This is a genomic window from Ensifer sp. 1H6, from assembly GCF_001976035.1.
In the GTDB taxonomy this organism is placed as follows: domain Bacteria; phylum Pseudomonadota; class Alphaproteobacteria; order Rhizobiales; family Rhizobiaceae; genus Ensifer; species Ensifer canadensis.
This window is the reverse complement of sequence record NZ_MOAI01000006.1, coordinates 1-25,541: the sequence shown is the minus strand read 5'-3', so window position 1 is coordinate 25,541 and position 25,541 is coordinate 1. Positions and strand designations below refer to the sequence as shown.

At 62.1% G+C, this 25,541-nt stretch carries 29 protein-coding genes; 14 read left to right on the top strand and 15 right to left on the bottom strand.

Going from position 1 to position 25,541, the window contains the following annotated elements; genetic code table 11:
- Positions 1–18 precede the first annotated feature (18 nt).
- On the top strand, positions 19–492 hold the full coding sequence (locus tag BKP54_RS08780) for a GNAT family N-acetyltransferase (RefSeq protein WP_025425560.1): 474 nt from the start codon (positions 19–21) through the stop codon (positions 490–492).
- Here the strand turns inward: BKP54_RS08780 and BKP54_RS08775 are convergent.
- A complete protein-coding gene (locus tag BKP54_RS08775) occupies positions 444–1,088 on the bottom strand; it encodes a hypothetical protein (protein WP_038576634.1) in 645 nt (214 codons plus the stop codon). The two genes, BKP54_RS08780 and BKP54_RS08775, sit on opposite strands and share 49 nt — an antisense overlap.
- A gap of 86 nt (positions 1,089–1,174) precedes the next feature.
- Positions 1,175–2,065: a LysR family transcriptional regulator gene (locus BKP54_RS08770; RefSeq protein WP_025425558.1), complete on the bottom strand. Its 891-nt coding sequence runs from the start codon at positions 2,063–2,065 to the stop codon at positions 1,175–1,177.
- 227 nt (positions 2,066–2,292) lie between these two features.
- Between BKP54_RS08770 and BKP54_RS08765 the strand changes: the two genes are divergently transcribed.
- The 3 genes from BKP54_RS08765 to BKP54_RS08755 all read left to right on the top strand — a co-directional run bounded on the left by BKP54_RS08765 (position 2,293) and on the right by BKP54_RS08755 (position 4,151).
- Positions 2,293–3,288 carry an aldo/keto reductase gene (locus BKP54_RS08765; RefSeq protein WP_025425557.1) on the top strand — a complete coding sequence of 332 codons (996 nt, stop codon included), beginning with the start codon at positions 2,293–2,295 and terminating at the stop codon, positions 3,286–3,288.
- A gap of 105 nt (positions 3,289–3,393) precedes the next feature.
- Positions 3,394–3,753 (top strand): nuclear transport factor 2 family protein, encoded by a 360-nt coding sequence (locus BKP54_RS08760; RefSeq protein ID WP_025425556.1) that lies wholly within the window; start codon positions 3,394–3,396, stop codon positions 3,751–3,753.
- 41 nt (positions 3,754–3,794) lie between these two features.
- A complete protein-coding gene (locus BKP54_RS08755; RefSeq protein WP_038575809.1) occupies positions 3,795–4,151 on the top strand; it encodes a VOC family protein in 357 nt (118 codons plus the stop codon).
- 60 nt (positions 4,152–4,211) lie between these two features.
- On the opposite strand, the gene pheT is transcribed toward BKP54_RS08755, so the two are convergent.
- The 7 genes from pheT to infC form a co-directional block, all read right to left on the bottom strand.
- Positions 4,212–6,638, bottom strand: coding sequence for a phenylalanine--tRNA ligase subunit beta (gene pheT / locus BKP54_RS08750; protein ID WP_025425554.1), 2,427 nt, complete (start codon positions 6,636–6,638; stop codon positions 4,212–4,214).
- 133 nt (positions 6,639–6,771) lie between these two features.
- On the bottom strand, positions 6,772–7,854 hold the full coding sequence (gene pheS / locus BKP54_RS08745) for a phenylalanine--tRNA ligase subunit alpha (RefSeq protein ID WP_057204340.1): 1,083 nt from the start codon (positions 7,852–7,854) through the stop codon (positions 6,772–6,774).
- Between the two features lie 51 nt (positions 7,855–7,905).
- Entirely contained in the window at positions 7,906–8,307 is a 402-nt protein-coding gene (locus BKP54_RS08740) for a hypothetical protein (RefSeq protein ID WP_025425552.1), read from the bottom strand.
- Between the two features lie 91 nt (positions 8,308–8,398).
- Entirely contained in the window at positions 8,399–8,803 is a 405-nt protein-coding gene (gene rplT / locus BKP54_RS08735; RefSeq protein ID WP_025425551.1) for a 50S ribosomal protein L20, read from the bottom strand.
- Between the two features lie 39 nt (positions 8,804–8,842).
- Positions 8,843–9,046 (bottom strand): 50S ribosomal protein L35, encoded by a 204-nt coding sequence (gene rpmI / locus BKP54_RS08730; RefSeq protein WP_025425550.1) that lies wholly within the window; start codon positions 9,044–9,046, stop codon positions 8,843–8,845.
- A gap of 172 nt (positions 9,047–9,218) precedes the next feature.
- The gene (locus BKP54_RS35785) at positions 9,219–9,368 is read right to left on the bottom strand and encodes a hypothetical protein (RefSeq protein WP_156407901.1); all 150 of its coding nucleotides are present in this window, start codon (positions 9,366–9,368) and stop codon (positions 9,219–9,221) included.
- 65 nt (positions 9,369–9,433) lie between these two features.
- Entirely contained in the window at positions 9,434–9,970 is a 537-nt protein-coding gene (gene infC / locus BKP54_RS08720; protein WP_038576631.1) for a translation initiation factor IF-3, read from the bottom strand.
- 219 nt (positions 9,971–10,189) lie between these two features.
- Here infC and BKP54_RS08715 point away from each other — a divergent pair, with 219 nt between their 5' ends.
- Complete coding sequence (locus tag BKP54_RS08715) at positions 10,190–10,999, top strand: alpha/beta hydrolase (protein WP_025425547.1); 810 nt, start codon at positions 10,190–10,192, stop codon at positions 10,997–10,999.
- A gap of 287 nt (positions 11,000–11,286) precedes the next feature.
- Complete coding sequence (locus tag BKP54_RS08710; protein WP_025425546.1) at positions 11,287–11,907, top strand: transglutaminase-like cysteine peptidase; 621 nt, start codon at positions 11,287–11,289, stop codon at positions 11,905–11,907.
- A 76-nt stretch (positions 11,908–11,983) separates the two neighbouring features.
- On the opposite strand, the gene mbfA is transcribed toward BKP54_RS08710, so the two are convergent.
- Entirely contained in the window at positions 11,984–12,967 is a 984-nt protein-coding gene (gene mbfA / locus BKP54_RS08705; RefSeq protein ID WP_025425545.1) for an iron exporter MbfA, read from the bottom strand.
- A gap of 162 nt (positions 12,968–13,129) precedes the next feature.
- Here mbfA and BKP54_RS08700 point away from each other — a divergent pair, with 162 nt between their 5' ends.
- On the top strand, positions 13,130–13,939 hold the full coding sequence (locus tag BKP54_RS08700; RefSeq protein ID WP_038575805.1) for a YiiX/YebB-like N1pC/P60 family cysteine hydrolase: 810 nt from the start codon (positions 13,130–13,132) through the stop codon (positions 13,937–13,939).
- 29 nt (positions 13,940–13,968) lie between these two features.
- On the opposite strand, the gene BKP54_RS08695 is transcribed toward BKP54_RS08700, so the two are convergent.
- Both BKP54_RS08695 and efp read right to left on the bottom strand, forming a co-directional pair.
- Complete coding sequence (locus BKP54_RS08695; protein WP_025425544.1) at positions 13,969–15,210, bottom strand: cyclopropane-fatty-acyl-phospholipid synthase family protein; 1,242 nt, start codon at positions 15,208–15,210, stop codon at positions 13,969–13,971.
- A gap of 297 nt (positions 15,211–15,507) precedes the next feature.
- Positions 15,508–16,077: an elongation factor P gene (gene efp / locus BKP54_RS08690; protein ID WP_025425543.1), complete on the bottom strand. Its 570-nt coding sequence runs from the start codon at positions 16,075–16,077 to the stop codon at positions 15,508–15,510.
- Positions 16,078–16,254: 177 nt separating this feature from the next.
- Here efp and epmA point away from each other — a divergent pair, with 177 nt between their 5' ends.
- The 6 genes from epmA to BKP54_RS08665 all read left to right on the top strand — a co-directional run bounded on the left by epmA (position 16,255) and on the right by BKP54_RS08665 (position 22,071).
- The gene (gene epmA, locus BKP54_RS08685; RefSeq protein ID WP_025425542.1) at positions 16,255–17,307 is read left to right on the top strand and encodes an EF-P lysine aminoacylase EpmA; all 1,053 of its coding nucleotides are present in this window, start codon (positions 16,255–16,257) and stop codon (positions 17,305–17,307) included.
- Entirely contained in the window at positions 17,304–18,356 is a 1,053-nt protein-coding gene (locus BKP54_RS08680) for a lysine-2,3-aminomutase-like protein (protein WP_084814355.1), read from the top strand. Before epmA ends, BKP54_RS08680 begins: the two co-directional genes overlap by 4 nt.
- Positions 18,357–18,436: 80 nt before the next feature.
- Positions 18,437–18,562: a hypothetical protein gene (locus tag BKP54_RS37085; RefSeq protein WP_255569777.1), complete on the top strand. Its 126-nt coding sequence runs from the start codon at positions 18,437–18,439 to the stop codon at positions 18,560–18,562.
- Between the two features lies 1 nt (position 18,563).
- Positions 18,564–19,457 (top strand): RNA polymerase sigma factor SigJ, encoded by an 894-nt coding sequence (gene sigJ / locus BKP54_RS08675; protein ID WP_025425540.1) that lies wholly within the window; start codon positions 18,564–18,566, stop codon positions 19,455–19,457.
- 202 nt (positions 19,458–19,659) lie between these two features.
- Positions 19,660–21,102 (top strand): MFS transporter, encoded by a 1,443-nt coding sequence (locus BKP54_RS08670; RefSeq protein WP_081788828.1) that lies wholly within the window; start codon positions 19,660–19,662, stop codon positions 21,100–21,102.
- Positions 21,103–21,255: 153 nt separating this feature from the next.
- Positions 21,256–22,071 carry a class I SAM-dependent methyltransferase gene (locus BKP54_RS08665; protein WP_025425538.1) on the top strand — a complete coding sequence of 272 codons (816 nt, stop codon included), beginning with the start codon at positions 21,256–21,258 and terminating at the stop codon, positions 22,069–22,071.
- An 85-nt stretch (positions 22,072–22,156) separates the two neighbouring features.
- Here BKP54_RS08665 and BKP54_RS08660 read toward each other — a convergent pair whose 3' ends face one another.
- Entirely contained in the window at positions 22,157–22,822 is a 666-nt protein-coding gene (locus BKP54_RS08660) for an OmpA family protein (RefSeq protein WP_025425537.1), read from the bottom strand.
- 206 nt (positions 22,823–23,028) lie between these two features.
- Here BKP54_RS08660 and BKP54_RS08655 point away from each other — a divergent pair, with 206 nt between their 5' ends.
- On the top strand, positions 23,029–23,667 hold the full coding sequence (locus tag BKP54_RS08655) for an exopolysaccharide biosynthesis protein (RefSeq protein WP_025425536.1): 639 nt from the start codon (positions 23,029–23,031) through the stop codon (positions 23,665–23,667).
- Positions 23,668–23,853: 186 nt separating this feature from the next.
- Here BKP54_RS08655 and BKP54_RS08650 read toward each other — a convergent pair whose 3' ends face one another.
- The gene (locus tag BKP54_RS08650; RefSeq protein ID WP_025425535.1) at positions 23,854–24,207 is read right to left on the bottom strand and encodes a hypothetical protein; all 354 of its coding nucleotides are present in this window, start codon (positions 24,205–24,207) and stop codon (positions 23,854–23,856) included.
- A gap of 139 nt (positions 24,208–24,346) precedes the next feature.
- Positions 24,347–25,372, bottom strand: a complete 1,026-nt coding sequence (locus BKP54_RS08645; protein ID WP_025425534.1) for a histone deacetylase family protein — start codon at positions 25,370–25,372, stop codon at positions 24,347–24,349.
- Positions 25,373–25,541 lie beyond the last annotated feature (169 nt).

The window sequence follows — 25,541 nt, the reverse complement described above, 5'->3', positions numbered from 1 at the left end:
AGGAGCAAGGCAAGGACGATGGCATTGAGCATACGGGCGGCGACCGCCAGCGACGAAACGCATTGGCGCCGCCTGTGGGCCGGCTATGTCGCCTTTTCCGGCATTGAGCTGGCGGAGGACATCGTCAGTCTGACCTGGAGCCGCCTCATCGATCCCGCTGCACCGCTCTTTGCCCGGCTGGCGATCCTCGATGGCGAACCGGTCGGTTTCGTGATCTGCCAGGAACAGCTCGCGACCTTCTTCCGACACCCCATCTGCTACATCGAGGATCTCTACGTTGATCCATCAGCGCGCGGCCAAGGCGTCGCCCGCGCCATGATCGACGACCTGATCGCGCTCTGCCAGGCGTCGGACTGGGACCGGCTCTATTGGTATACCGAACGCGACAATGCCGTGGCGCGCCGTCTCTACGACCGCTACTCGGCAACCGACGACCACGTGCGCTACAAGTTGACTTTCGGCACGTTCACCGGCTCGGGCAAGAGTGCGTAGAACGCATGATGGCTGCCGTGCTGGTTCGCCATGCCGGGCTTGGTCAGCATCCCGCGCGGCTCGGCGAAGCTTCGGATCCGGCGCGCCGGCCGCTCGTGCCATTGGATATTGAACGCCCAGAGTTTCGGAAAGAAACAGAGCGATGAATAGGGCAGATGGTCGTGGATCCACCAGGCGATCGACTGCCAGCCGCCGAGCTCGTGGCGACGGTCCCAGACCCAGGGAATGACGATGCAGGCGGATGCGCCGATGCAGCCGTCCGCATCGCGCATGTCCCAGATGTGATCGGCCGCCGACGCCGCATTGCTCGAGCAGTTGAGACCGCGGGCATTGCCAAAACCGTTGACCGCGCGGTTTCGGTATCCGGAGCGAATGGTCAAACGGCCGAAGGTCGCTTCCAGCGGTTCCAGTAGCTCCTCGCACAACCGCCGCCCGGCCTCGATCGCCAGCTCGGGATCATCGGGTATATTCGGGATACGATGAAAATCGGCGATCTCCGAATGCAGGAACTCGCGCAAGAAGAAGTTTTTCGACAGCCGCACGCGCCCGAGATCTTCCAATGCGGTTTCTTCACTGCGCTTCCCCTCGTGACACACCGCGTGAGCGCGACTTTGCCCGGCCGACCGGCGATTGCAAGTCCGATGCAAACGCCGATAGCCGTTGATGAGGGCCATCAACCGGCCTAGCTCGCATGCTTGAAGAAATCGATGAAGGCGCGAAGGGCCGGGCGCATCTGGCGCCGGCTCGGATAGTAGAGAAACGGGCCGGCATAGGGCGCGCACCAATCCTCGAGCACGCGGATCAACCGCCCTTCGGCGATTGGCGTTTCCACCCGCGAGAGGAAGAGATAGGCAAGCCCTGCTCCACCCATCGCCGCCTTGATAATCGGCCGGTCTTCCCCAAGGATTAACGGCCCCTCGACGGAAACCGTCAATTCCTCGCCGTGCCTCTCGAACTCCCAGCGATAGAGCGTGCCATTGGAAAAGCGTCGCCGGATGCAGCGGTGGCCGGCGAGATCGCTCGGATGAAAGGGGCGGCCGAAACGCTCGAAATAATCGGGCGATGCAACAACCGCACTTTCCAGCTCCGGCCCGACCTTGACGGCGATCATATCGGCTTCGAGGCTTTCGCCGAGTCGGATGCCGGCGTCGTAGCCTTGTTCGACGATGTCGGTGAAACCATCCTCGTTGGCGATTTCCAGCACGATCTCCGGGTAGCGGTTGAGAAAGGCACCAAGCCGGGGCGCCAGGATAAGATCGGCGGCAAATCGCGGCGCCGTGATGCGCAGATTGCCGGCCGGACGGTCGCGCGTGTCCGTGGCAGCCTCCAGCGCGTGGGCGATCTCGTCGAGCGCCGGTGCCAGTCGTTCAAGGAGGCGCCGCCCCTCCTCGGTCGGCGCGACGCTGCGGGTGGTGCGCGATAAAAGCCGCACACCAAGGCTCGCTTCAAGGCTGCCGACCGCGTGGCTGACGGCCGATGGTGCGATGGCAAGCTCGCGGGCGGCACCACGGAAGCTGCCATGGGCGGCAACCGCGGCAAGGACGGCGAGTTGGGAAAGCTGGGTCCTGTTCATTGATCTAAATAATAGAACAGCCCGTGAGAGTTGACAGAGATTTTCAACCGCATGCTGCGGCCCTATCCTTTGATCATCGTCGTAGCCAGACGGCACCGGGAAGAGCGGCATGCAGGACGCCGCTTGGAGCCGACTGGCCAAGCGCCGACGAATACCGGGCGTTTCGATGCGTTCGCGGGCCACCTTGGCGCGCCTGCATGGTCGCCCCTACCCCGAAAGGACATGACATGAAGACCCGCAAACTCGGGAATGAACTGACCGTCTCCGCCATTGGTCTTGGCTGCATGGGCATGAGCTTTGCCTATGGCGGCGCCGACGAGGCGGAATCGATCCGCACGCTGCAGCGCGCCGTCGACCTCGGCGTCACCTTCTTCGACACGGCCGAAGTCTATGGCCCTTACGAGAATGAAAAGCTTGTCGGCCGGGCGTTGAAGCCGCTACGCGACAAGGTCACGATCGCGACTAAATTCGGCTTCCGCATAGAGCCCGGCAAACCAGCGGCCGAGGCGATCAAAGGCATCGACGGTCGACCGGAAAACGCAAGGGCCGTGGCTGACGCCTCGCTGAAGAGGCTTGGGATCGATGTGATCGACCTCTACTACCAGCACCGCGTCGATCCCGGGGTTCCGATCGAGGAAACCGTCGGCGCCATGGCCGATCTGGTGCGCCAGGGCAAGGTGCGCACGCTCGGGCTTTCCGAGGCAAGTTCCGAAACGATCCGACGTGCCCACAAGGTGCATCCGATCGCGGCGGTCCAGAGCGAATATTCGCTTTGGTCGCGAGACCCGGAAGAGGACGTGCTGGCGACCTGCCGCGACCTCGGCATCGGCTTCGTGCCCTATAGCCCGCTTGGGCGCGGCATGCTGACGGGCACGATCCGCAAGGCTGACGATCTTGCAGCGGACGATTTCCGTCGCTCGTTGCCGCGCTTCCAGGCGGAAAACCTCGGCGCCAACGCCGCCCTTGTCGAAACGCTGGAAGCGCTCGCGCGCGAAAAAGGCGTAACCGCCGCCCAGCTGGCGCTCGCCTGGGTGATCAATCAGGGCGACTTCATCGTGCCCATCCCCGGCGCGCGCAAGCTCCACCACCTGGAGCAGAATGCGGCCGCGGCCGATATCGTGCTGAGCGCTGACGAACTTGCCCGGCTCGGCGATGCGCTGTCGCCGGCGCTCGTTGCTGGCAAGCGCTATACGGAAGCATCGCTGGCGCTCACCAATCGTTGAACGCGCATGCCCCGCCTCCTTGCCGAGGCGGGGCATTCACCCATCGAATTTTCAGCCGGATGCACTACCTTTCCTGTCGTGACCAACAATTTCGGAGGATCGGGAATGTCCGACGAGCAGGCGATCAGCGCGGTGGTGCATCTCTATGTGGACGGCATGGCCTTTGCCAACGAAGGTGCGTTGCGCAAGGCGTTTCACCCAGACGCGGCGATCATCGGCAACTACAGAGGCGCGCTCGAATGGATGACGCGCGACGGCTTCATCAAGGCGGTTCTGGACCAGGGGGCCGCGCCGCCCGGGAGCCAGCCGGAGATGGATGTGGAGATGACCGACATTACCGGCGATGCGGCAACGGTGAAGGTGATCGACAGCTTCGCCGGCGAACGCTTTTCCGATTATCTGTCGCTGGTCAAGATCGACGGGCGCTGGGTGATCGTCAACAAGATCTACCACCTTCACGCCTGATGGCGGGATCAAGCGGGAGCCTCGAGGCCATAGGTCAAATCATGGCGCTCGACCATGTCCAGCTGGCCATGCCTGCCGGGATGGAGGATGTAGCACGGGGTTTCTATGAAGGGCTGCTCGGCCTAACCGAGGTGCAGAAACCATTGAACCTTGCCGGACGTGGTGGCTGTTGGTTCGAGCGAGGAGAGGCAAGAATTCACCTCGGTATCGACCCGGCTTTCTCGCCTGCGCGCAAGGCTCATCCCGCCTTCCTTGTCGACGACCTTGCCCTGCTCCTTTTGCGACTCGAAGCCTCCGGCGTGTCGATCACGCGTGACGCGCCACTTGCCGGATATGCCAGGTGTTACGTCAGCGATCCCTTCGGCAACCGGATCGAGCTGATGCAACGCATTGGTTAGCCGCATGGCAAAGGCCGCTGCAAGCAGCGGCCTTTGCCATGGTTATAAACCGAACGGCCTTCAGGCGCGCAACACGCCGCCTGTCGTCTTGGTGACGTTGGCGACGATCTTGGCCGTCAAAGCCTCGAAGTCCTCGTCGGTCAGCGTGCGCTCGACCGGCTGGATCGTCACTTCGATGGCGATCGACTTCTTGCCTTCGCCAAGGGACGCTCCCTCGAACACGTCGAAGACGCTGACGCCGGTCACCAGCTTGCGGTCGGCGCCGGAGGCTGCACGCAGGATGGCACCTGCCTCGACGCCCTTGTCGACGACGAAGGCGAAGTCGCGCTTGACCGCCTGGAACGGCGAAAGATCAAGTGCCGGCTTGGTGCGGGTCGCCTTCTTCTTCGGTTCCGGCATGGCGTCGACATAGATTTCGAAGCCGCAGAGTGCACCGGAGACATCGAGCGCCTCAAGCGTCTTCGGGTGGAATTCACCGAAGGAGCCAAGCACGATCTTCGGACCGAGCTTGATCGTGCCGGAACGGCCGGGATGATACCAGGCGGGACCGCCGGCTTCGAACTGGACATTGCCCATCGGCACGCCGCAGGCTTCCAAGACCGCGATCGCATCGGCCTTGGCGTCGAAGACGTCGACCGGCTTGCCGCCGCCCTTGGCAGCATTCGACCAGAGACGACCGGCGCCGTTGAGCGATGCGGTGCCACGGCGTACGCCACCGGCAACGCGGCGCTGCTGATCCGGGCCATCGCCTTCATAGGTGCCGGAGACTTCGAAGAGCGCAACGTCGCCAAAGCCCTTGTCGGCATTGCGCTGTGCCGCCGACAGGAGACCCGGCAACAGCGACGGGCGCATGTCCGACATATCGGCCGCGATCGGGTTGGCAAGCTTCAGCGCCGGCTGACCGCCGCCGAAGAGCTTCGCCTGGTCTTCGGAAATGAACGACCAGGTGACGGCCTCCAGCATGCCGCGGCTCGCCAACGCGCGCTTGGCAAGGCGGGTGCGGATCTGCAGCGTCGTCAGGATCTTGCCATTGACGGTGCCATGGCTCGGCAAGGGTGCTGCAACAATGTTGTCGACGCCGTGGATGCGCATGACCTCTTCGACGAGATCGGCCTTGCCGTCGACATCCGGGCGCCAGGACGGCACCGAAACGTTGACGCGCTCGCCCGAGCCCTGGACGCCGAAGCCAAGCTTCTTCAGGATCGTGACGCTCTCTTCCGAGGAAACCTCGAGCCCCGTCAGGCGCTTGACCTCGGACATCGGGAAATCGACGATCTTCGGGCTATAGCCGGCATAGCCGACGACTTCTGCCTTGGCCGGCTTGCCGCCGCAAAGCTCGAGGACCAGTTCGGTGGTGCGCTCGAGACCGGGCACCATGTATTCCGGATCGACACCACGCTCGAAGCGGTAGCGCGCGTCGGTGATGATACCGAGCGTGCGGCCGGACTTGGCGATGTTCATCGGGTCCCAGAGCGCCGATTCGATCAGCACGTCTGTGGTGTTCTCATCGCAGCCGGAGTGTTCGCCGCCCATGATACCGCCGATCGACTCGATGGCCTTTTCGTCTGATATGACGACGTTGTTCGGGCCGAGCTTGTATTCGCGCTGGTCGAGCGCAAGCACGGTTTCGCCTTCCTTGGCGCGGCGCACAGTCAGGTTGCCCGTAACCTTGGCCGCGTCGAAGACGTGCATCGGCCGGCCCTGGTCGAAGGTCATGTAGTTGGTGATGTCGACCAGCGCGTTAATCGGACGAAGACCGATCGACAGCAGCCGCTGCTGCATCCATTTCGGCGACGGGCCGTTCTTGACGCCGCGCACGAGCCGCAGGCCGAAGCCTGGGCAAAGGTGACGATCTTCGCCAAGGTCGATCGTCAGCTTGACCGGGGTCTCGCCTTCGACCGCAAAGGCGGGTGCCGCGCGGGCCTTCAGCGTACCGAGGCCAGAGGCTGCGAGGTCGCGGGCGATGCCGTAAACGCTGGTGCAATCCGGGCGGTTCGGCGTCAGGTTGATCTCGATCATCGGATCGTCGAGGCTGGCATAGGCCGCATAGCTCGTGCCAACAGGCGCATCATCCGGCAGGTCGATGATGCCGTTGTGGTCGTCGGAGATCTCGAGTTCCTTTTCCGAACACATCATGCCGTGGCTTTCGACGCCGCGAATGTTGCCGACGGAGAGCGTGACGTCGATGCCCGGCACGTAGGTGCCCGATGCGGCGAAGGCGCCGACGAGGCCGGCGCGGGCGTTCGGCGCGCCGCAGACGACCTGAACCGGTGCGCCTGTGCCGGTATCGACCATCAGGACCCGAAGCTTGTCGGCATTCGGATGCTGCTCGGCGGAAACGACCTTGGCGATGACGAACGGCTTGAAGGCGGCCTTGTCGTCGACATCCTCGACTTCAAGCCCGATCATCGTCAAGCGCGCACAGATCTCGTCCAGCGAAGCGTCGGTATCAAGGTGGTCCTTGAGCCAGGAAAGCGTGAATTTCATGATTTCACCTGTGTCCTCGAGCGTTTCCGGCTTAAACCGGGTTGCAGAAACACTCTATCCCTTTGTTTTTACACATTTCCTGGCGGAAAACCGCTTCGCACTTTTCCTGGAAATGCTCCAATTTTCAGCGCGATCAGGCCGAGAGGCCGCCGAACAATGTCGGCATGTCGAGCGGGCGGAAGCCGTAATGGTTCATCCAGCGGACATCGGCGTTGAAGAAGTCACGCAGGTCCGGCATGCCGTATTTCAGCATGGCGATGCGGTCGAGACCCATGCCCCAGGCAAAGCCCTGATACTCGTCCGGATCGAGCCCGCCGGATCTGAGCACGTTCGGGTGGACCATGCCGCAGCCGAGGATCTCCATCCAGTCGGTGCCCTCGCCGAACTTGACGATCGGGCCGGAGCGGTCGCACTGGATGTCGACCTCGAAGGACGGTTCGGTGAACGGGAAGAACGACGGGCGGAAACGCATCGTGACCTGATCGACCTCGAAGAAGGCCTTGCAGAATTCTTCCAGCACCCAGCGCATGTTGGCGACGTTCGCGGACTTGTCGACGACCAGGCCCTCGACCTGATGGAACATCGGCGAGTGGGTGGCGTCGGAATCCTGGCGATAGGTCTTGCCGGGGATGATGATGCGGATCGGCGGGTCCTGCGCCTCCATCGTGCGTATCTGCACCGGCGAGGTATGCGTGCGCAGCACCTTGCGCTCGCCCTTGTCATCTTCATTGAAGAAGAAGGTGTCGTGCATCTCGCGGGCCGGGTGGCCTTCCGGGAAGTTCAGCGCCGTGAAGTTGTAGTAGTCGGTCTCGATGTCAGGACCTTCGGCGATCGAGAAACCCATGTCGCCGAAGATCGCGGTGATCTCGTCGACGATCTGGCTGATCGGATGGATACGGCCACGTTCGGCCGGGGACGAGCGCACCGGCAGGCTGATATCGACGGTTTCGCGGGCCAGACGCTCGGCGATCGCCTGGTCCTTCAACGCCGACTTGCGGGCGGTGATCGCTTCTGCAACCGTGGTCTTCAGCGCGTTGATCTGGGCGCCACGGGTCTGGCGCTCTTCCGGCGTCATCGTGCCGAGCGTCTTCAGTAGCTCGGAGATCGAGCCCTTCTTGCCGAGCGCGCCGACGCGCACCGCCTCGATCGATCCTTCGTCGCCGGCGGCATCGATGTCCGCCAGCAGTGTCCGTTCCAGTGTTTCCAGTTCGCTCATTCTGTCCTGCCTCGATGCGGGAATGGGTTCGGTCTATATCGGTTGTTGTCTTCAGGATTGTGATTGCGTCGCCAGTGAGTCCGTCGCCGCCACGAGGCGCACGGGGTCATGACCGTTCTGGATGCGCAGGAAGAAGCGCGCCAGCGGCAACAATCGCGTAAAGAGCGGTTTGATCTCTGAGGGAGCGACGGCGGCTTCCGCTGGCGCCGCAAGCTTCCAGGCGGCAAAAGCCCGGTCCGGCGTTTCTGGCTTCAGCGCGCGGCTTGCGATCTGCAGGAAGAGCAGTCCGAGACGCGGGCCAACGCGCCGGTCACGCTTGATCCAGACCATACGATCCCTAGGCTGGCGTCGTTCGACACGGGATGATCCGCCGGCAAGTGCTGCCAGCAGAGCCGCCATGTCCTCGTCGTCAAGCTCGCGAACCGCAAGCGGCCCCTTTCGATCGTCGTACACTTTCGTCCCGCCAAATAAGAAAAACCCGCGCTAGCCCTGCCAGCGCGGGTTTCCCAACAAAAATCAAGAACGGTTTTGGGAAAACGCTGGCTTAACGAACAGCGCTTTCAAACTCGTTGGTCGTACCGGCTTCCTTGAGGTAGGCAAGTGCCTTCTTGGAAGCTTCGACGAGGGCGCCGAATGCTGCCGGCTCATGGATAGCCATGTCGGACAGAACCTTGCGGTCGACTTCGATGCCAGCCTTGTTCAGGCCGTCGATGAAGCGGCCGTAGGTCAGGCCGAATTCGCGGACGGCAGCGTTGATGCGCTGGATCCAGAGAGCGCGGAAGTTGCGCTTGTTGACCTTGCGGTCGCGGTAAGCGAACTGCTTCGAACGATCAACCGCAGCCTTTGCAGCGCGGATGGTGTTCTTGCGGCGGCCGTAGAAGCCCTTGGCTGCCTTGAGTGTCTTCTTGTGCTTGGCGTGAGCGGTTACGCCGCGTTTTACACGTGCCATGTCATGATCTCCTTAACGTGTCCAAAATGCCTGAAAGTCTTAGAGACCGTTGGGCAGGTAGTTCTTGATGACCTTCTTGCCATCGGGCTCCGCGAGAACCATGGTTCCACGTGCGTCGCGGATGAACTTGTTGGAACGCTTGATCATGCCGTGGCGCTTGCCAGCAGCTGCTGCACGAACCTTGCCGGTAGCGGTGATCTTGAACCGCTTCTTGGCAGACGATTTCGTCTTCATCTTGGGCATTTTGCTACTCCATTTTTCTTAAGAATTCGAAACGGACAGACGAGGTCCATTTCCAGCGTTAAGAACGGCCACGGCATGCCCTGCCGGACCGTTCGGACGGGCGCTTATACCCGGACCTCCCCGAAAGCGCAACTGCGGAATCGACGAAGCGTCATAGAAGCGACATACAACGTCAAACCGGATCGCGCCGACGCTTGCGCCGGCCGGCCGTTTCGAAGGCGAGCACCGCCTCCAGTCCGCCGAGCGGCGACTGCCCGAGGATCAACTTCGCGCCATAGGCATCGGCGATATCGGCGCTGATGGCAAGGACCCTCAAACGCAAAAAGCCGCCCTTCGGGCGGCTTCCTACCTGATCCAGTTTCCGGACATTGCGCCCGGACACCTCGGTCAACGCGGAGCGAGGACCATCATCATCTGGCGGCCTTCGAGCTTCGGCTCGGCCTCCACCTTGGCGATCGTCTGGGTGTCATCCTTGACCTGAAGCAGGAGCTTCATGCCGAGTTCCTGGTGCGCCATTTCGCGACCGCGGAACTTCAGGGTCACCTTGACCTTGTCGCCCTCTTCGAAGAAGCGATTCATCGCCCGCATCTTCACTTCATAATCATGCGTGTCGATGTTGGGACGCATCTTGATCTCCTTGATCTCGACGATCTTCTGCTTCTTGCGCGCTTCGGCCGCCTTCTTCTGGTTGGCGTATTTCAGCTTGCCGAGATCGAGGATCTTGCACACCGGCGGCTCGGAGTTCGGTGCGATCTCTACCAGATCAAGACCGGCCTCTTCCGCCATGCGGAGCGCCTGGTCGATCGGGATGGCACCGATATTCTGGCCTTCGGCATCGATAAGCTGAACCCGGGGCACCCGGATTTCCTTGTTTGAGCGCGGTCCCTCCTTGACGGGGGCGTCCGTTTTGAACGGTCTGCGAATGGTCGTACTCTCCTCGAGCTGTTTCCGAAAATGCGGTTCAATTATTAGTCGGCGCGGCCTTGGCCGAAATGCTTCAATCTGCCGCCGACGGCAATGTGTGAATTGCGACGGGAGAGTCAATAGCATGGCTCGCAGGGAAAATCACCACCTGTCGAAGCCAAGACGAATCTGTTTTAGAAAGAAATTCGCCGCCAATCCGGGCATTTGGAGAGAATTGAGATGCAAACGACGCCAGCCGAAACCGAAACAACCTTCATCGAGGTTGGCAAGGATGCCGCCCGTCGCCGCATCGCCATGCGGATCCTGCGGGCACAAAAGCGCTCCGATCGGCCGACGCTTGTGTGGCTTGGCGGCTACCGCTCCGACATGACCGGGACGAAGGCGGTCGAGGTCGAGCAGCTTGCGAGAGACAGGGCAACCGACTGCATCCGCTTCGACTATTCCGGCCACGGCGCCTCCGGCGGCGCCTTCAAGGACGGCACGATCTCGCGTTGGCTGGAAGAAAGCCTTGCCGTCGTCGAACATGCCGCCCCCGGGCAGCGCCTGATCCTGATCGGCTCATCGATGGGCGGCTGGATCGCGATGAGGCTGATCCAGGAACTACGCCAGCGCGGCCTCAGCGAACGCATCGCCGGGTTGGTACTGATCGCGCCTGCTCCCGACTTTACCGCCGAACTCATCGAACCAAACCTGACGGAGATCGAGCGGCACTCGCTTGCCGAGCGCGGCTATTTCGAGGAACCGTCCGAATACAGCCCCGAGCCCAACATCTATACGCGCGCCCTGATCGAGGACGGCCGCGACAACCGCGTGCTCGTCGGCACCATCACCACCGGCTGCCCGGTTCACATCCTGCAGGGCATGCGCGACCCGGATGTGCCCTACACGCACGCGCTGAAACTGATGGAGCACCTTCCGGCCGACGACGTCGTCATGACGCTCATCCGTGACGGCGACCACCGTCTTTCGCGCGAGGAAGACATTGCTAAAATGAAACAGGCGATCGGAAACATGCTGCCTTCGGCTTAAGCCGATAGGCCGGCGCTCGACGCCCTTTCTACCCCCAATTTCCGCGTCCATGCGCCGCAGACCGCCTGCTGCGCAGGGCTTTGCGCTGCGTTTCGGCAACGGCTTTAACCATAAAGTCCAATGGCCGAATCAGTAGATTGACTCTCCGACCCCAACGCTATTAACTCTTTATTAACGATTAGAGCAGCGTGAGGCGGAAGACCTGAACAAGCTGCCCTCAACTCAGGATTGCGCGAATACGTCCGGACAGGAAGAGCCCGGCATACCGCGTCACGCAGGGGATTTGTATGGCGTCTTGGACCGGGGTTAAGGGAAGTATCGCGGCGTTTTGCGCACTTTTCATTTCAGCGAACACGGCAATTCCCGCACAGGCGGGATCCTCTCCTTGGATGCAGACCGGCTCGGTTACCTCGCAGCCGATCGGACATTACGAGTTCTGTCAGAAGCACAAGGGCGAATGCAGCGTCAAATCGAAGACGAGCGTGGCGCCGCGTGTCACCGAGCGCGGCTGGGCGACGATCCGTCAGGTCAACGCTGCCGTGAACCGCGAAATCACGCCGGTGACCGATCAGGAACTCTTCGGCAGGGATGAAGTCTGGTCCTACCCGCAGGACGCCGGCGATTGCGAGGACTTCGTTCTCGAAAAGCGCAAGCGTCTGATGCGCAAGGGCTTTTCCCCCAGCGAACTGCTGATCACTGTCGTTCGCAAACCCGATGGCGAGGGCCATGCCGTGCTGACGGTGCGCACCGCCCAGGGGGATTTCGTCCTCGACAACCTCGAAAACGGCGTGCGGCTCTGGACCCAGACGCCCTACCGTTATCTCAAGCGCCAGGCTTCGTTCAACAGCGGTCGCTGGGTCACCATCGACAACGGCGCGGAAGTGGTCGTCGGCTCGGTCGGCAACTGATACCGCAGCATCATCGCTTTACGAAAAAGGGCCGGTCAAACCGGCCCTTTTTTCGTTTCAAACGCTGCACGCCCGATCAGGCATTACCGATCAGGATGCCCGCTGCCAGCACTAGGCCGCCGCCCAGCACAACCTGGAATGCGGCGCGCAGGAACGGCGTTTCCATGTAGCGGTTCTGAATGAACGCGATTGCCCAAAGCTCGAAGAAGACGACGACTGCGGCCGTGATCGTCGCCGTCCAGAAATGCGGAATGAGATAGGGCAGTGCGTGCCCTAGACCGCCGAGCGCGGTCATGATGCCCGATGCGAGGCCGCGCTTGATCGGCGAACCGCGGCCCGACAGCTTGCCGTCATCATGGGCCGCCTCTGTGAAGCCCATGGAAATACCAGCGCCGACCGAGGCCGACAGGCCGACGAGGAAGGTCTGCCAGGTATCCTGTGTCGCAAAGGCAGCAGCAAAGATCGGTGCGAGCGTCGAAACCGAGCCATCCATCAGCCCAGCCAGCCCCGGCTGAACGTAGGTCAGGATGAACTGTCGGCGCGCCGTCTGCTCCTCCTCCTCGCGAACATCGTCCGGTGTGTGCTTTTCACCGAGCCTGCGGGCGAGCGATTCGTGCGTTTTTTCCGCGATTGCCAGGTCGCCCAGCAGCTTGCGCGTCGCCGCATCCTGGGTGCGCGCCGCCGCCTCGACATAGAAGCGGTGCGCCGTCTCCTCCATTGCCTCGGCTTCCGCCCGCGCCTTCTCGATCGGCATTTCGGCGATCAGCCACTCAGGCTTGCGATCGGGGAAGTCGCGGACATGCTCGCGGCGGATCAGCGGGATCCGGTTGCCGAAGCGCTGTACGTGCATGTCGATCAGCCATTGCCGATGATGGCTCTCCTCCTCCGCCATTTCTTCGAACACTTTTGCCGAGTGCGGATATTTCTCTCTCAACGCATCCGCATAGGCGAGATAGATGCGTCCATCGTCCTCCTCCGACGAGATCGCCAGTGCCAGGATTTCCTGTTCGTTGAGGGAGAGAAACGGACGCTTGGAGCGGGAGAAGAGACGGGAAAACATCGTTGAAAACCTTCTTTAGAATAATTCTAAATAGAAACCCCGGGAATGTGCGTCAAGGTCAAAGCCATGCAATCACGCGACAATCACTCGACAGAGTGTCGCGGCTCGGCCACCATGCAGGCGCATGCGAATCCTCTTCCCGCGGCTGGAGCAATCGCCTCCATGAGGACCATCTACCCGCTTTCGGAAAGCAAGGATACGTTTCTGGACCGGCTCGGCGCCCGTATGGCCGCAAGGTTGCAGACGCAGACCCTTGGCTACGAACCCTACACGCCATCCGACCCGGAAACGCTGGCGCGCACGCTGCGTCCGGGCGACGTCCTCTTGATCGAAGGCAACCAGAAGGTTTCCGCCGCGATCAAATACCTGACGCAATCCACCTGGTCGCACGCGGCATTTTTCGTCGGCGACGAGATGCCGCTGACGCTCGACCAGGCGACCCTGCCGGTGATCGAAAGGCCTCAACTGATCGAGGTGAATATCGGCGAAGGTTGCGTCGCGGTGCCGCTGAAGAAATATGCATCGTTCAACACGCGCATCTGCCGACCGGTGGCGCTGACGCCCGACGATCGTACCGCGCTGGTCGGCTTCATGATCGCCCGGCTCGGCATGAAATACGACCTGAAGAACATTCTGGATATGCTGCGCTATTTCATGCCGGCACCGCCGGTGCCCGTGCGCTGGCGTCGTCGCCTGCTGGCGCTTGGTTCAGGCGATCCGACGCGGGCGATCTGCTCGACGCTGATTGCCGAAGCCTTCGAGCAGATCCGCTATCCGATCCTGCCGGAGGTCACGCGCGCGCCTGGGCGTGCGTCGGCCGCCTCCACCTATTCACGCGAAGAGATCCTGCATATCCGCCACTATTCGCTCTATACCCCGCGCGACTTCGATCTCTCGCCGTTCTTCTCGATCGTCAAGCCGACACTCGAATTCGGCTTCGACTACAAGCGGCTGCGCTGGAACGGAGATTGACCGGCACGATGCCGGTCAAATGGGGCCGGTCAGATGTTGAGGTCGAGCGCGTGCTCGCGGGCCATGAAGTCGCGCTGGCGGTCGGTGATGTAATCGCGCACGATCGGTGCTGCGTCACGCGAGCGCGACAGCTGCATGTGGAAGACCAGCTGGCTGCCGGTGCGGAACATCATTTCGGCACTGATCAGATAGAACTCCCACATGCGGGCAAAGCGCTCGTCATACATCGCGATCACCTTGTCGCGGTTTGCCTCGAACCGCTCCCCCCAATGCGCCAGCGTCGTGGCATAGTGCACGCGCAGGAACTCTAGATCGGTGACCCAAAGGCTGTTGCGCTCGACGACGTCGAAGACCTCCGAAAGTGCCGGCGAATAGGCGCCGGGGAAGATGTATTTGCGCAGCCAGGCGCTCGCCATGCCGGGCGGGCTCATGTGGCCGATCGAATGCAGCACCGCAACGCCGTCATCCGGCATCAGCGCATTGAGTTTCTTGAAAAACTCGTCGTAGTGATTCACACCGACATGCTCGAACATGCCGACCGAAACGATGCGATCGAACGGTCCCTGCACATCCCGATAGTCTTTCAGTTCGAAGCGAACACGATCGGCGAGCCCGGCCGCCTGTGCGCGTTGCGAAGACAGCGCCTGCTGCTCCTTGGAAAGCGTCACACCCAGAACCTCGACGTTTTCGAGTTTCGCCAGGTACATCGCCAGATCGCCCCAGCCGGAACCGATATCGAGCACCTTCATGCCCGGCTCCAGGCAGAGCTTGGAGGCGAGCAGCCGCAGCTTGTTGCGCTGGGCTTTTTCCAGGCTCTCGTTCGGCTCGCGGAAATAGGCGCAGGAATAGAGCATGTTCTCGTCGAGGAACAACTTGTAGAAGTCGTTGCCGAGATCGTAGTGATGGGCGACGTTCTCCTGCGCCTTGCCCTTGGGATTTGCCTGCTGGCGCTTGCGGAAGCGCATCTTTATCGCGCGCAGCACCTTCTGGATCGGGTAGGAGCCGAGCGAGAGCCGGTTGATCGAAAACAGCGTCAGGAAATCCTTGAGCGTCGAGCCTTCCTCGAAGCGCATGGTACCGTCCATGTAGGCCTCGCCAGCCGCCAGCTCCGCATTGAAGACAAGGCTGCGATAGAGCTTCTTGTCGGTGAGCCGCATGGTGACTTCAGGCCCCGGCTCGCCGGAGAAGACATGCCTCCTGCCATCAGCGTCGATCACCGTCAGGCGACCCTTGCGAATGAACGACTTCATCATATGCGACAATGGAAACATGCGGGCCCTCTCATGGCGGAAACGTCGTAGCGCCGGCATCCTAGCACCCGTTTTTCGAAATGCTCCCCCTAAATTTGCGGTTGCTTATCCGATCTCTGCCACAGCTTCCGGGCTCTGCGGCGTCGCGCATCCGGTGACGCGCCGAGGACGCTGTAACGCTTTGAACTTGCTGCCTGGTTTTGCCCCTGAAACACCAACGGTCGAAGGAGCCCAGCAGTAGAAACGACAACGGGGACGGCAGGTTGAACCTGCCGTCCCCGTTCGATGCGATCGCTCGATCGTCAGTGCTTGAGCGTGTCAGTCCTTGGCGCGCTCGACATAGGAGCCGTCTTCGGTCGCGATGATGACGCGGGTGCCAGCCTGGATATGCGGCGGCACGAGCGTGCGAACGCCGTTCGACAGAATAGCCGGCTTGTAGGACGACGATGCCGTCTGGCCCTTGACGACCGGCTCGGTCTCGGTGATTTCGAGCGTCACGTGGCGCGGCAGGTCGATGGCGATCGCCAGGCCTTCGTGGATCGAAAGAATGCAGGCCATGCCTTCCTGCAGGTAGGCCTTGAGGTCGCCGATGTCGTCAGTGGTCATGACCAGCTGGTCGTAGCTTTCCGGGTTCATGAAGTGGAAGCCTTCGCCATCTTCATAAAGGAAGGTGTGCTCGCGGTCTTCGACGAAGGCGCGCTCGACCTGTTCGGTCGTGCGGTAGCGTTCGGAGACCTTCACGCCGTCGGAAATGCGGCGCATGTCGACCTGGGTGACCGGCGTGCCCTTGCCCGGATGGAAGTTCTGCGCGGTAAGAACGACATAGAGCTTGCCGTCAACGTCGAGAACGTTGCCCTTGCGGACAGATGAAGCGATGACCTTGACCATTAGTCTTCCTTGTAACAGAGGTATGCGCGACACGGCGCGCCGGGAAAGCCGGCCCCGAAAGACGCGAAAATTATGATATCGCGCCGCCACTACCCTAATTTCGTGCAAATAGCCAGCCTGCGCCGGCATTGACGCGAAGATAGCCTAGGGCGCGAAGAAAGCCTGGATCGAACGACCATGTCGCATGCCTCACCCTGGTGGACGCCGCACGTCCATGCCGACCGGCGCCCGTTTCTTCTCGGACGCAACCGGATCCAGTCGGCGCTGCGCCGGTTTTTCGACGAGCGCGACTTCATCGAGGTCGATACCGCGACGCTGCAGGTCTCACCGGGCAACGAAGCCCATCTGCACGCCTTTGCCACCCAGGCGCTCAACCATGACGGCTCCGCCGATCCGTTCTATCTGCACACCTCGCCGGAGTTTGCCTGCAAGAAGCTCATCGCTGCCGGTGAAAAGCGCATCGCCTGCTTTGCCCATGTCTATCGCAACCGCGAGCGTGGGCCGCTGCACCATCCGGAATTCACCATGCTCGAATGGTACCGCGCCGGTGAGACCTACGAGACGCTGATGCGCGACTGCGCCGAGATCCTGACGCTCGCGGCACAGACGACCGGCGTCAGTCAGTTCACCTTCCAGGGCCGCACCTGCGACCCCTTCGCCGAGCCCGAACGGCTGGCGGTGGCCGAAGCCTTCAAGCGTTTTGCGAAAATCGACCTGCTCGCTTCGATCGCCTCCAACGGAGAAACGGACCGGGACGCGCTTGCTAGCGCGATGGTATCGGCCGGGCTGCGGGTCGCCGCCGACGATAACTGGGCCGACCTGTTCAGCCGCGTGCTTGTCGAAAAGGTCGAACCGCATCTCGGCTTTGGCCGCGCGACGATCCTCGATGAATATCCGGTCGCTGAAGCAGCCCTTGCCCGGCCGACCGCGCGCGACCGCCGCGTTGCCGAGCGCTTCGAGCTCTATGCCTGCGGCGTCGAACTCGCCAATGCCTTTGGCGAACTGACCGATGCGGCCGAGCAGCGCCGTCGTTTCGAGATGGAAATGACGGAGAAGGCCCGCGTCTATGGCGAGACCTATCCGCTCGACGAGGATTTTCTGGCAGCGCTCGCCATCATGCCCGAGGCGAGCGGCATCGCGCTCGGCTTCGACCGGCTGGTCATGCTGGCGACCGGTGCGTCGCGCATCGACCAGGTGCTCTGGGCACCGGTGGCGGAGACGGCATCATGAACGTTCACCGGCCGATCAAGACAGCCGGCGAATTGGTTGATGCCGGCCTTATCGAACCGTCACAGCAAACCGTCGTTTCGCAGGTCGCCGAGCGCTACGCGGTCGCCATCAGTCCTGCTATCGCCAAGCTGATCGACCGCAACGACCCGAACGATCCGATTGCCCGCCAGTTCGTACCCGATGCCGCCGAGCTGACGCTGCTGCCGGAAGAGCGCGAAGATCCGATCGGCGACAAGGCGCACAGCCCGGTCGCCGGCATCGTGCATCGCTATCCCGACCGGGTGCTTTTGAAGGCCGTGCATGTCTGCCCGGTATATTGCCGCTTCTGCTTTCGCCGCGAAATGGTCGGACCGCAGGGACTGGGTACGCTGACACCCGCCGAACTCGATGCGGCGATCGCCTATATCGCCGAACATGACGAGATCTGGGAGGTCATTCTCACCGGTGGCGACCCGCTGGTGCTTTCGCCGCGCCGCCTCACCGAAATCATGGAGCGGCTGAAGCCGATCGCCCATGTCAAGATCGTGCGCTTCCACACCCGCGTACCGGTGGTCGAGCCCGAGCGCATCAACGCCGATCTCGTTTCAGCCCTCAAGGCCAGCGGCAAGGCGACCTATGTGGCGCTGCACGCCAACCATCCGCGTGAACTGACACAGGAAGCGCGCGACGCCTCGGCCCGGCTGATCGATGCCGGCGTCGTCATGGTCAGCCAGTCGGTGCTGCTGAAAGGCGTCAATGACGATGCGGACGTGCTTGCCGCACTGATGCGCGCCTTCGTCGAAACCCGGATCAAGCCCTACTATCTGCACCACCCGGATCTGGCACCCGGCACCAGCCACTTCCGGCTCTCGATCGAGGAGGGCCAGGCACTCGTCGCGTCCTTGCGCGGCCGGGTCTCTGGCCTCTGCCAGCCGACCTATATCCTCGACATTCCCGGCGGTCACGGCAAGACGGTGATCAGCGCGGCATCGATCGCTGCGGACGACGGCGGTTGCTACACCGTGACCGACTTCCGCGGCAAAGAGCACGCCTACCCGCCAAAAATCTGAGAAAAATTTCAAGACGGCGTCACAGCGGCCGGAAGCCAATCGTCAGTTGGTCATGAGCAACGATCGACGGAGTTGTAATCATGACCGATATGAAAACCGTCCGTTACGAGCAGAAAATCCCCGACGGGCTCGGCGCGCTTGCCGGCGGACGCAAGACGATCGACCAGGACAGCATTGACCGGACCAAACAGATATCGAGGCATTGAGATGGGCGGCGCAAACAGCACGGCAATTTTCGAGGAGGCGCGTCCCCGCCTTCTCGGTCTGGCTTACCGGATCCTTGGTTCGCGCGCGGACGCGGAAGACGCGGTGCAGGACACGTTCGTGAAGTGGCAGGAGGCCGATCAATTGGCGATCGAAAGCCCGGCCGCTTGGCTGACGACCGCCTGCACCCGCCGCTGCCTCGACCTCTTGAAGGCGGCACACCGCAAGCGTGTCGACTATGTCGGTGCCTGGCTGCCGGAGCCGATCCACACGGCAAGCGACGACAATGCCGAGGAGAAGCTGGCACTGACCTCGTCGCTGACCACCGCCTTCCTCTTGATGCTGGAGCGGCTGACGCCGAAGGAAAGGGCTGCCTATCTGCTGCATGAAATCTTCGGCCAGCCCTATGAGGAGGTGGCTGAAACGCTCGACATGCAGGAGGCGGCCGCACGCAAGCTGGTGTCGCGCGCCAAGACCAATATCGGCGTGGAGAAGAGCCGTCACCAGACGCCGCGCGAACGCCAGGACGAGTTGCTGTCGGCTTTCCACACGGCGATCCACGGCGGCAATATTGCCAGCCTTTCGAGCCTGCTTTCCGCCGACGTACGACTGACGGCCGATGGCGGCGGCAAGGTGGCGACGGTGCTCGGCGTGCTCTCGGGCAAGCAAACCGTGCTTGCCTTCATCGCCGACCGGCTGACCGAATACTGGGCGCACTATGTCTGGGACGTTGCCGATATCAACGGCGGCCGCGGCATTGTGCTCCGGGGCGAGACCGAAAATGATATCGCCGCCAGCGTTTCCTTCGGCTATGATGGCGACGGAAACGTCAACGACATCTTCATCGTTCGCAATCCGGACAAGCTCACCCATCTCGGTGATGCCGTCGTCCACTGAATCAGAACATTTCCACGAAAAATGCGAAGCGCTTTTCCGTCAGGAAATGCGTAAAAACAATAGGATAGAGCCGCTCCAAAACTCCATTTGAAACGGGAGTGCTCTATCGGCGCCGACGGGGCAAGCCCGACGCGGCCGCGCAACGATGCACGGCGCGTTACTTGCCCGGCAGTCGTGAGGCGACAGGAAAAGGTGCACACATATGCTCGACAAGACATCCAGACCCGCTGAAAAAGCCGACAGCGGCTGGCTCGCTCTGCTGTCGGGCGAAAACGCCATCCATTCCGTCGTGCTGAGCGGCGGCGTAGCTCTCCATGCGCTCAACATCTATGTCGTAACGACGATCATGCCGTCGATCGTGCGCGAGATCGGCGGGCTCGAATATTACGCCTGGAGCACCACCGTCTTCGTGGCCGCATCCATCCTCGGCGCAGCACTCTCGGCCCGCTTGCTTGCCGTCGTCGGCGCCGGCTCGGCCTATGCGATCGGCGCGCTCGTCTTCGGCCTCGGCACGCTCATGTGCGCCTCCGCTCCCGATATGCTGGTGCTGCTTGGCGGCCGGGCGATCCAGGGCTTTGGCGGCGGCCTGCTCTATGCGCTCGCCTATGGCGTCATCCGCCTGGTGTTTGCGCCGGCGCTCTGGACCCGTGCCATCGGCCTGATCTCGGCGACCTGGGGCACGGCAACGCTTATCGGCCCGGCTGTTGGCGGCATGTTTGCGGAATTCGCCACCTGGCGCGCCGCCTTCTGGTCGCTGCTGCCGCTGACGGCACTTCTGGCAGCACTCGCCTTCTGGACGTTGCCGCGCAACGCTTCGTCCGAAGGAAATCGCACGCCGCTGCCGGTCGTGCAACTGCTGCTTCTGGTCGGCATCGTTCTGGCTCTTTCGATCGCAAGCACCCTGTCCACATCGGGCGAACAGCTCGCCTCGGTCGGCGCGGCCATCCTCATGTTCGCAGTGCTTCTCGTCGTCGAACGCCGGGCTGCCGGCAAGCTGCTGCCGAGCAGCAGCTTCACCATAACCTCCCCGCTGGCAGCGCTTTATGCTACGATCACGCTGTTGATGATCGGCATGCAGCCGGAGATCTACGTACCGTATCTGCTGCAGGAATTGCATGGGCTGTCGCCGCTGGTTGCCGGCTACATCGCCGCACTGATGTCGATCGGCTGGACCGCCGGATCGATGACCAGCGCGCACTGGCACGGCGACAGGGCGCAGCGCACGATCTTCGCCGGACCGGCCTTCGGCCTTGCCGGCCTGGCGCTGATCGCCATGTTCATGCCGATGGCCGGCACCGGGTTTGCCGCGATCTCCGCACCGCTTTCCGCCGGTATCATGGCGGTCGGTTTCGGCATGGGTTTCGCCTGGCCGCATATCGTGACGGCCGTCTACGAACTGGCACCACAGGGCGAGGAAGAGAAGGCATCGAGCTCGATCACCACCGTGCAGCTTTTTGCCGCCGCACTGGGTGCTGCCCTTGCCGGCCTGACCGCCAATCTGGCGGGTATCGAAGCAAGCACCACCGACGGCGTTGCCCGCGCGACGCAGTGGCTTTTCTGGCTGTTCGCGCTGGCACCGGCACTGGCGATGCTGACGGCGAGGCGCGTCCGTCGGGCGCGTGCGGTGAAGGCAGCCGACGACTAGGCAGCGGATACGTGCCACCGTTTCCGAGGCCGTGCCTCCTGCATAATTCCGTAAATCGGATCCGATTTAAGGATGAAATTATGCAGCACGTTTAAAGCGCTACAGCATCCTTTGTGCGTCATATTTGACGCGCGGCGCTGTGGGGAGGAAACGATGGATGCCGACGGGATCGGCCTGAGTGGCGCGCAAGAAACACTGCTGATCACGCTGCAGGCAAAGGCCGCCGAAAGCGCGCTTCCCGATTCCCTGCTGCGCGACCATTTCGCCGCCGATGCCATGCGTCGTCTCGGGCAAGCTGCGCAGCATCTCGACGTCGGCCACGACATGACGATCGGGATCGCCATGCGCGCCTATCTCCTCGACCAGTGGACACGGGCTTTCGTCACCAGGCACCCGGATGCAACTGTGCTGCATCTCGGCTGCGGCCTCGATTCCCGCGTTTTCCGCGTCGATCCGCCCGACGAGGTGCGGTGGTTCGACGTCGATTTTCCCGATGTGATGACGTTGCGCCGCACGCTCTATCCGGATCGCGCCAACTATACACAGATCGCATCTTCGGTGACGGAGGCGGGATGGCTTGCGGCGATACCGGATGACGCGCCGGCGATCGTCGTCGCCGAAGGCGTCCTGCCCTACCTTGCGGCAGAGGACGTCTACGATCTGCTTCGGCGTCTGCTGGAACGCCTGCCGGCGGGCGAGGTCGTCTTCGACGGCTATAGCCACCTGGGCATTCAATTGCTGCGCTTCAACCCCGCCATCCGCGCCACCGGTGCTGCGCTTCGCTGGGGCATCGACGATCCACGCATGCTGGAGCGGCAGGTGCCGGGCCTCAGTCTGCTGGAGGAGGTCAGCGACTACGATCCGAGCCAGATAGAAAGAATGTCAGCGGCCGCGCGCATCGCCATCCAGATCTTCAGCGTCATGCCCATGCTGCAGCGGATGGGGCGGCTTTTGCGCTACCGCTTTTAGCAGTACGGCGACGGGACGTCCGATCGACGAAGGGCCGCACTGTTCCCGGTGCGGCCCTTCTATATCAAGGTATCGCAGAGACCTATCAGCCCTGCTTGATCGGCGCGATCGAGATTTCGACGCGGCGGTTCTGCGCCCGGCCGGCCTCGCTGCCGTTGGAGGCGATCGGCCGTTCCTGGCCGAAGCCCATGGTGGCCATGCGGCGCTGGTCGACGCCCTGGCTTGCCAGATAATTGGCAACTGAGGCTGCGCGACGCTCGGAAAGGCCCTGGTTGTAGGAGGCGCTGCCGGTCGAATCGGTGTGGCCGTCGACGTCGATCAGCGTCTTGTTGAACTTGCGCAGCACGATCGCCACGGAGTTCAGCGTGTCGTAGAAGGCTGGGATTACCTGGTCGCGGTCGGTGGCGAAGGTGATGTTCGACGGCATGTTCAGGATGATGCGGTCGCCTGCGCGGGTAACGGAAACACCGGTACCCTGCAGCTGGGCGCGCAGTTCCGCTTCCTGGCTGTCCATGTAGTTGCCGACCAAGCCACCGCCGAGCGCGCCGATACCGGCACCGACGAGAGCGGCATCACGCCGTCCCGCAGCACTGCCGCCGACAAGAAGGCCGGTCGCTGCACCGAGACCCGCGCCGATCAGCGCGCCGCCGGCGGTGTTCGACATCTTCTGCTCACCCGTATAGGGATCGGTGGTCGTGCATCCCGAGAGATAGATGGCCGCTACAGCCAGTATGGCGCATTTCTTGATCATAGAATCAATGGTCCCCATTCGTGCTCAAAGGTGCTTCATACTAGCGATTGCGGCAGGAAGATGAAGAGACGTCCCACTGATGCCATTGTTTGGCGACAAATGGCGCCACGGCCACAGTCATCGTCATGACAGGGCCGGATACTAACCGATCCTTCACACGCTCTTGATAACAAGCGCGTTCGAGGAAAATCGAGGCGGACTATCTGATGGCAATCGAGTTTGGCGATACGCAACGCAGTCTCAGCGACACGCTCAACGGGATGATCGGGTCGATTCGCGGCAACACCATCACGCTTCGCGACCTGATGACGGGCATCGGCGAACAGGGCTTTCTCTTGCTGTGCGCGCTGCTGACGCTGCCGTTTCTGCTGCCGGTCTCCATTCCCGGCGTCAGTACCGTTTTCGGCGCCGCCATCATCCTGATCTCGATTTCGATTACCCTCAACCGCCTGCCCTGGATGCCGCAGCGCATCCTCGACCGGCAGATCGAAACCGAAAAACTGGTGCCGACGCTGCAGAAGGGGGCAGCGCTTGTCTCCAAGCTCGATCGCTTCGTCAGGCCGCGCTTCGGCTTCCTGACGCAAGGCGCACTGATGAACCGCTTCAACGGCCTGATGATCATGGCCGGAGGCGTGCTGCTGATGTTTCCGCTCGGCCTCATTCCGCTATCGAACACGCTGCCGGGCATCGCCATCCTGCTCCTGTCGCTCGGCATCATCCAGCGCGACGGACTGATGGTCGCTGGCGGCTATCTCTTCCTGATCGCAACCACGGTCTACTTCACCGTCCTCGCCTATATGGCAGTTGCGGCCGGCCAGGGCCTATCCAACTTCTTCGTTTCTTAAAACGTATCGCCATCGTGAACCTGACGCGTCGTCATCGACGCGCCGGTCGCGAGTCCGGCCGGCTACAGCGCCGTGCGTCAAATATGACGCGCAAAGGACGCTGTATCGCTTTAAACTTGCTGCATAATTTTATCCTTAAATCGGATTCGATTTAAGCAATTAAGCAGTAGCCGGAACGGCGCGATCTCATGCCGATGTCGCCTGGAAGCTCTTGTAGCTGGCGGAATCGGTCTCAACCCCGAGCTTTTCCATCAGCGCCGCACGATCGATGTTGAGGCTTCTATCGAACGCGCCGATCGCTGCTGCAACCTTCGGCGCGACCTCTTCGCTTTCGAATTCGATCATGGTGCAGAAGTTGAACTTTCCCGGGCCCGCATGCTGCTCGAGGAACAGGTCCTTGACGTAGCCGTCCTGGCTGCGGATCACTTCGAGGGTCTTTTCCACCAGTTCCAGAAACTGCGTCCGTGCGGCGGTCGGCACCGCAAACTTGTTGATACGATAGAGCGGTGCGACGATACCCGCCTTTGTATTGCTGCTCATTGAACTCTCCTTGAGTATCCCTTCAAATCCCGTCGGCGGCCATTCGGCGACGGGCAGGAACACTCGTACGACCTCAAGTAAAGTTGAGGTCAACAGGGGTTCGTGAGAAATCTGCGGCTGCCTGACGGCCGGAGTAGGCTCAGGTAGCAATGCCCTTGAGCACATTGGCGACGTTGAGGCCGATTTCGGGCACACCGTAGCCGCCCTCCATGCAGACGACGACCGGCAGGCCCGTCCTCTTCAACCTCTCGCCCATGCGCAGATAATCCTCCGACTTCAGCTTGAACGACGAAATCGGATCGCGCTCGAACGTGTCGACGCCGAGCGAAACCACCAGCGCCTCGGCGCCGAAGGTCTCGATGCGATGAAGTGCATCGTCCATCGCGGCCGACCAGGCCGAATAGGCCGTGCCGCGCGGCAGGGGATAGTTCTTCGTGGTGCCGAGGCCTTCGCCAGCCCCCTCTTCATCGGCAAAGCCGAGAAAGTACGGGAAAGCGTCGACGGGATCGCCATGCAGCGAGGCGAAGTAGACGTCGCCGCGTCCATAGAAGATGTCCTGCGTGCCGTTGCCATGATGGAAGTCGACATCGAGCACTGCGACCCTGGCAGCACCGAGATCGCGTAGCCGCTGGGCGGCGCAGGCGGCGTTGTTGATGAAGGAGTAGCCGCCATAGAGATCGATCGCCGCGTGATGGCCGGGCGGGCGGCAAAGCGCAAAGGCGGCCGTGTTGCCGGCGTCCACATGCTCGGCAGCCGAAAGCGCGCAATTCATCGCCGCGCGCGCGGCGACGTAGGTGCCTTCAGTGATCGATGTTTCCGCGGCAAAGGCGTAATAGCCGAGCGCGCCGTCGATATCCTTGGGCGGGTGCTGGCGCATCCGGCGCGCCGGGAAGCACGTCGGGATCGCTTCGCCGCGATAACCGTCAGCGACCCAGCGCGCCCAGGCGGTTTCGAGAAAGTCGAGATAGTCGGCCGCGTGGAGCTTGAGGGCCGTTTCCAGGCCGTGATGCGTGGGCGCAACCACATCGGCAAAGCCAGCCTCCTTCACCGCCGCCAAAATCCATTCGGCACGAAACGGCGCCTCGAACGGCGCCACCAGTTCGCCACCGAAGAGTTCTGTCCTGGCCTCACGGAGCTTGTGATCTTCGGAATAGAAAACGCGCATGGCAATGTCCCGGTTGAGTTCGTGAAGCGAGCGAAGCGTCGGCAAGCTAGCGCAGGGTTCGGGCCGTTGGCTACCTCAGCGGGCGCCCCTCATCCGGCCTGCCGGCCACCTTCTCCCCGCAAGCGAGGCGAAGGAGACGCGCGGCAAACTCCAGTCCCCCCTCTCCCCG

What these genes read in the sequence shown, in the direction of transcription:
- BKP54_RS08780 (WP_025425560.1), top strand. Translation starts at nt 19, where the DNA reads ATGGCATTGAGCATACGGGCGGCGACCGCCAGCGACGAAACGCATTGG.
- BKP54_RS08770 (WP_025425558.1), bottom strand. Translation starts at nt 2,065, where the DNA reads ATGAACAGGACCCAGCTTTCCCAACTCGCCGTCCTTGCCGCGGTTGCC.
- BKP54_RS08765 (WP_025425557.1), top strand. Translation starts at nt 2,293, where the DNA reads ATGAAGACCCGCAAACTCGGGAATGAACTGACCGTCTCCGCCATTGGT.
- BKP54_RS08760 (WP_025425556.1), top strand. Translation starts at nt 3,394, where the DNA reads ATGTCCGACGAGCAGGCGATCAGCGCGGTGGTGCATCTCTATGTGGAC.
- BKP54_RS08755 (WP_038575809.1), top strand. Translation starts at nt 3,795, where the DNA reads ATGGCGCTCGACCATGTCCAGCTGGCCATGCCTGCCGGGATGGAGGAT.
- pheT (WP_025425554.1), bottom strand. Translation starts at nt 6,638, where the DNA reads ATGAAATTCACGCTTTCCTGGCTCAAGGACCACCTTGATACCGACGCT.
- pheS (WP_057204340.1), bottom strand. Translation starts at nt 7,854, where the DNA reads ATGAGCGAACTGGAAACACTGGAACGGACACTGCTGGCGGACATCGAT.
- rplT (WP_025425551.1), bottom strand. Translation starts at nt 8,803, where the DNA reads ATGGCACGTGTAAAACGCGGCGTAACCGCTCACGCCAAGCACAAGAAG.
- rpmI (WP_025425550.1), bottom strand. Translation starts at nt 9,046, where the DNA reads ATGCCCAAGATGAAGACGAAATCGTCTGCCAAGAAGCGGTTCAAGATC.
- BKP54_RS08715 (WP_025425547.1), top strand. Translation starts at nt 10,190, where the DNA reads ATGCAAACGACGCCAGCCGAAACCGAAACAACCTTCATCGAGGTTGGC.
- BKP54_RS08710 (WP_025425546.1), top strand. Translation starts at nt 11,287, where the DNA reads ATGGCGTCTTGGACCGGGGTTAAGGGAAGTATCGCGGCGTTTTGCGCA.
- mbfA (WP_025425545.1), bottom strand. Translation starts at nt 12,967, where the DNA reads ATGTTTTCCCGTCTCTTCTCCCGCTCCAAGCGTCCGTTTCTCTCCCTC.
- BKP54_RS08700 (WP_038575805.1), top strand. Translation starts at nt 13,130, where the DNA reads ATGAGGACCATCTACCCGCTTTCGGAAAGCAAGGATACGTTTCTGGAC.
- BKP54_RS08695 (WP_025425544.1), bottom strand. Translation starts at nt 15,210, where the DNA reads ATGTTTCCATTGTCGCATATGATGAAGTCGTTCATTCGCAAGGGTCGC.
- efp (WP_025425543.1), bottom strand. Translation starts at nt 16,077, where the DNA reads ATGGTCAAGGTCATCGCTTCATCTGTCCGCAAGGGCAACGTTCTCGAC.
- epmA (WP_025425542.1), top strand. Translation starts at nt 16,255, where the DNA reads ATGTCGCATGCCTCACCCTGGTGGACGCCGCACGTCCATGCCGACCGG.
- BKP54_RS08680 (WP_084814355.1), top strand. Translation starts at nt 17,304, where the DNA reads ATGAACGTTCACCGGCCGATCAAGACAGCCGGCGAATTGGTTGATGCC.
- BKP54_RS37085 (WP_255569777.1), top strand. Translation starts at nt 18,437, where the DNA reads ATGACCGATATGAAAACCGTCCGTTACGAGCAGAAAATCCCCGACGGG.
- sigJ (WP_025425540.1), top strand. Translation starts at nt 18,564, where the DNA reads ATGGGCGGCGCAAACAGCACGGCAATTTTCGAGGAGGCGCGTCCCCGC.
- BKP54_RS08670 (WP_081788828.1), top strand. Translation starts at nt 19,660, where the DNA reads ATGCTCGACAAGACATCCAGACCCGCTGAAAAAGCCGACAGCGGCTGG.
- BKP54_RS08665 (WP_025425538.1), top strand. Translation starts at nt 21,256, where the DNA reads ATGGATGCCGACGGGATCGGCCTGAGTGGCGCGCAAGAAACACTGCTG.
- BKP54_RS08660 (WP_025425537.1), bottom strand. Translation starts at nt 22,822, where the DNA reads ATGATCAAGAAATGCGCCATACTGGCTGTAGCGGCCATCTATCTCTCG.
- BKP54_RS08655 (WP_025425536.1), top strand. Translation starts at nt 23,029, where the DNA reads ATGGCAATCGAGTTTGGCGATACGCAACGCAGTCTCAGCGACACGCTC.
- BKP54_RS08650 (WP_025425535.1), bottom strand. Translation starts at nt 24,207, where the DNA reads ATGAGCAGCAATACAAAGGCGGGTATCGTCGCACCGCTCTATCGTATC.
- BKP54_RS08645 (WP_025425534.1), bottom strand. Translation starts at nt 25,372, where the DNA reads ATGCGCGTTTTCTATTCCGAAGATCACAAGCTCCGTGAGGCCAGGACA.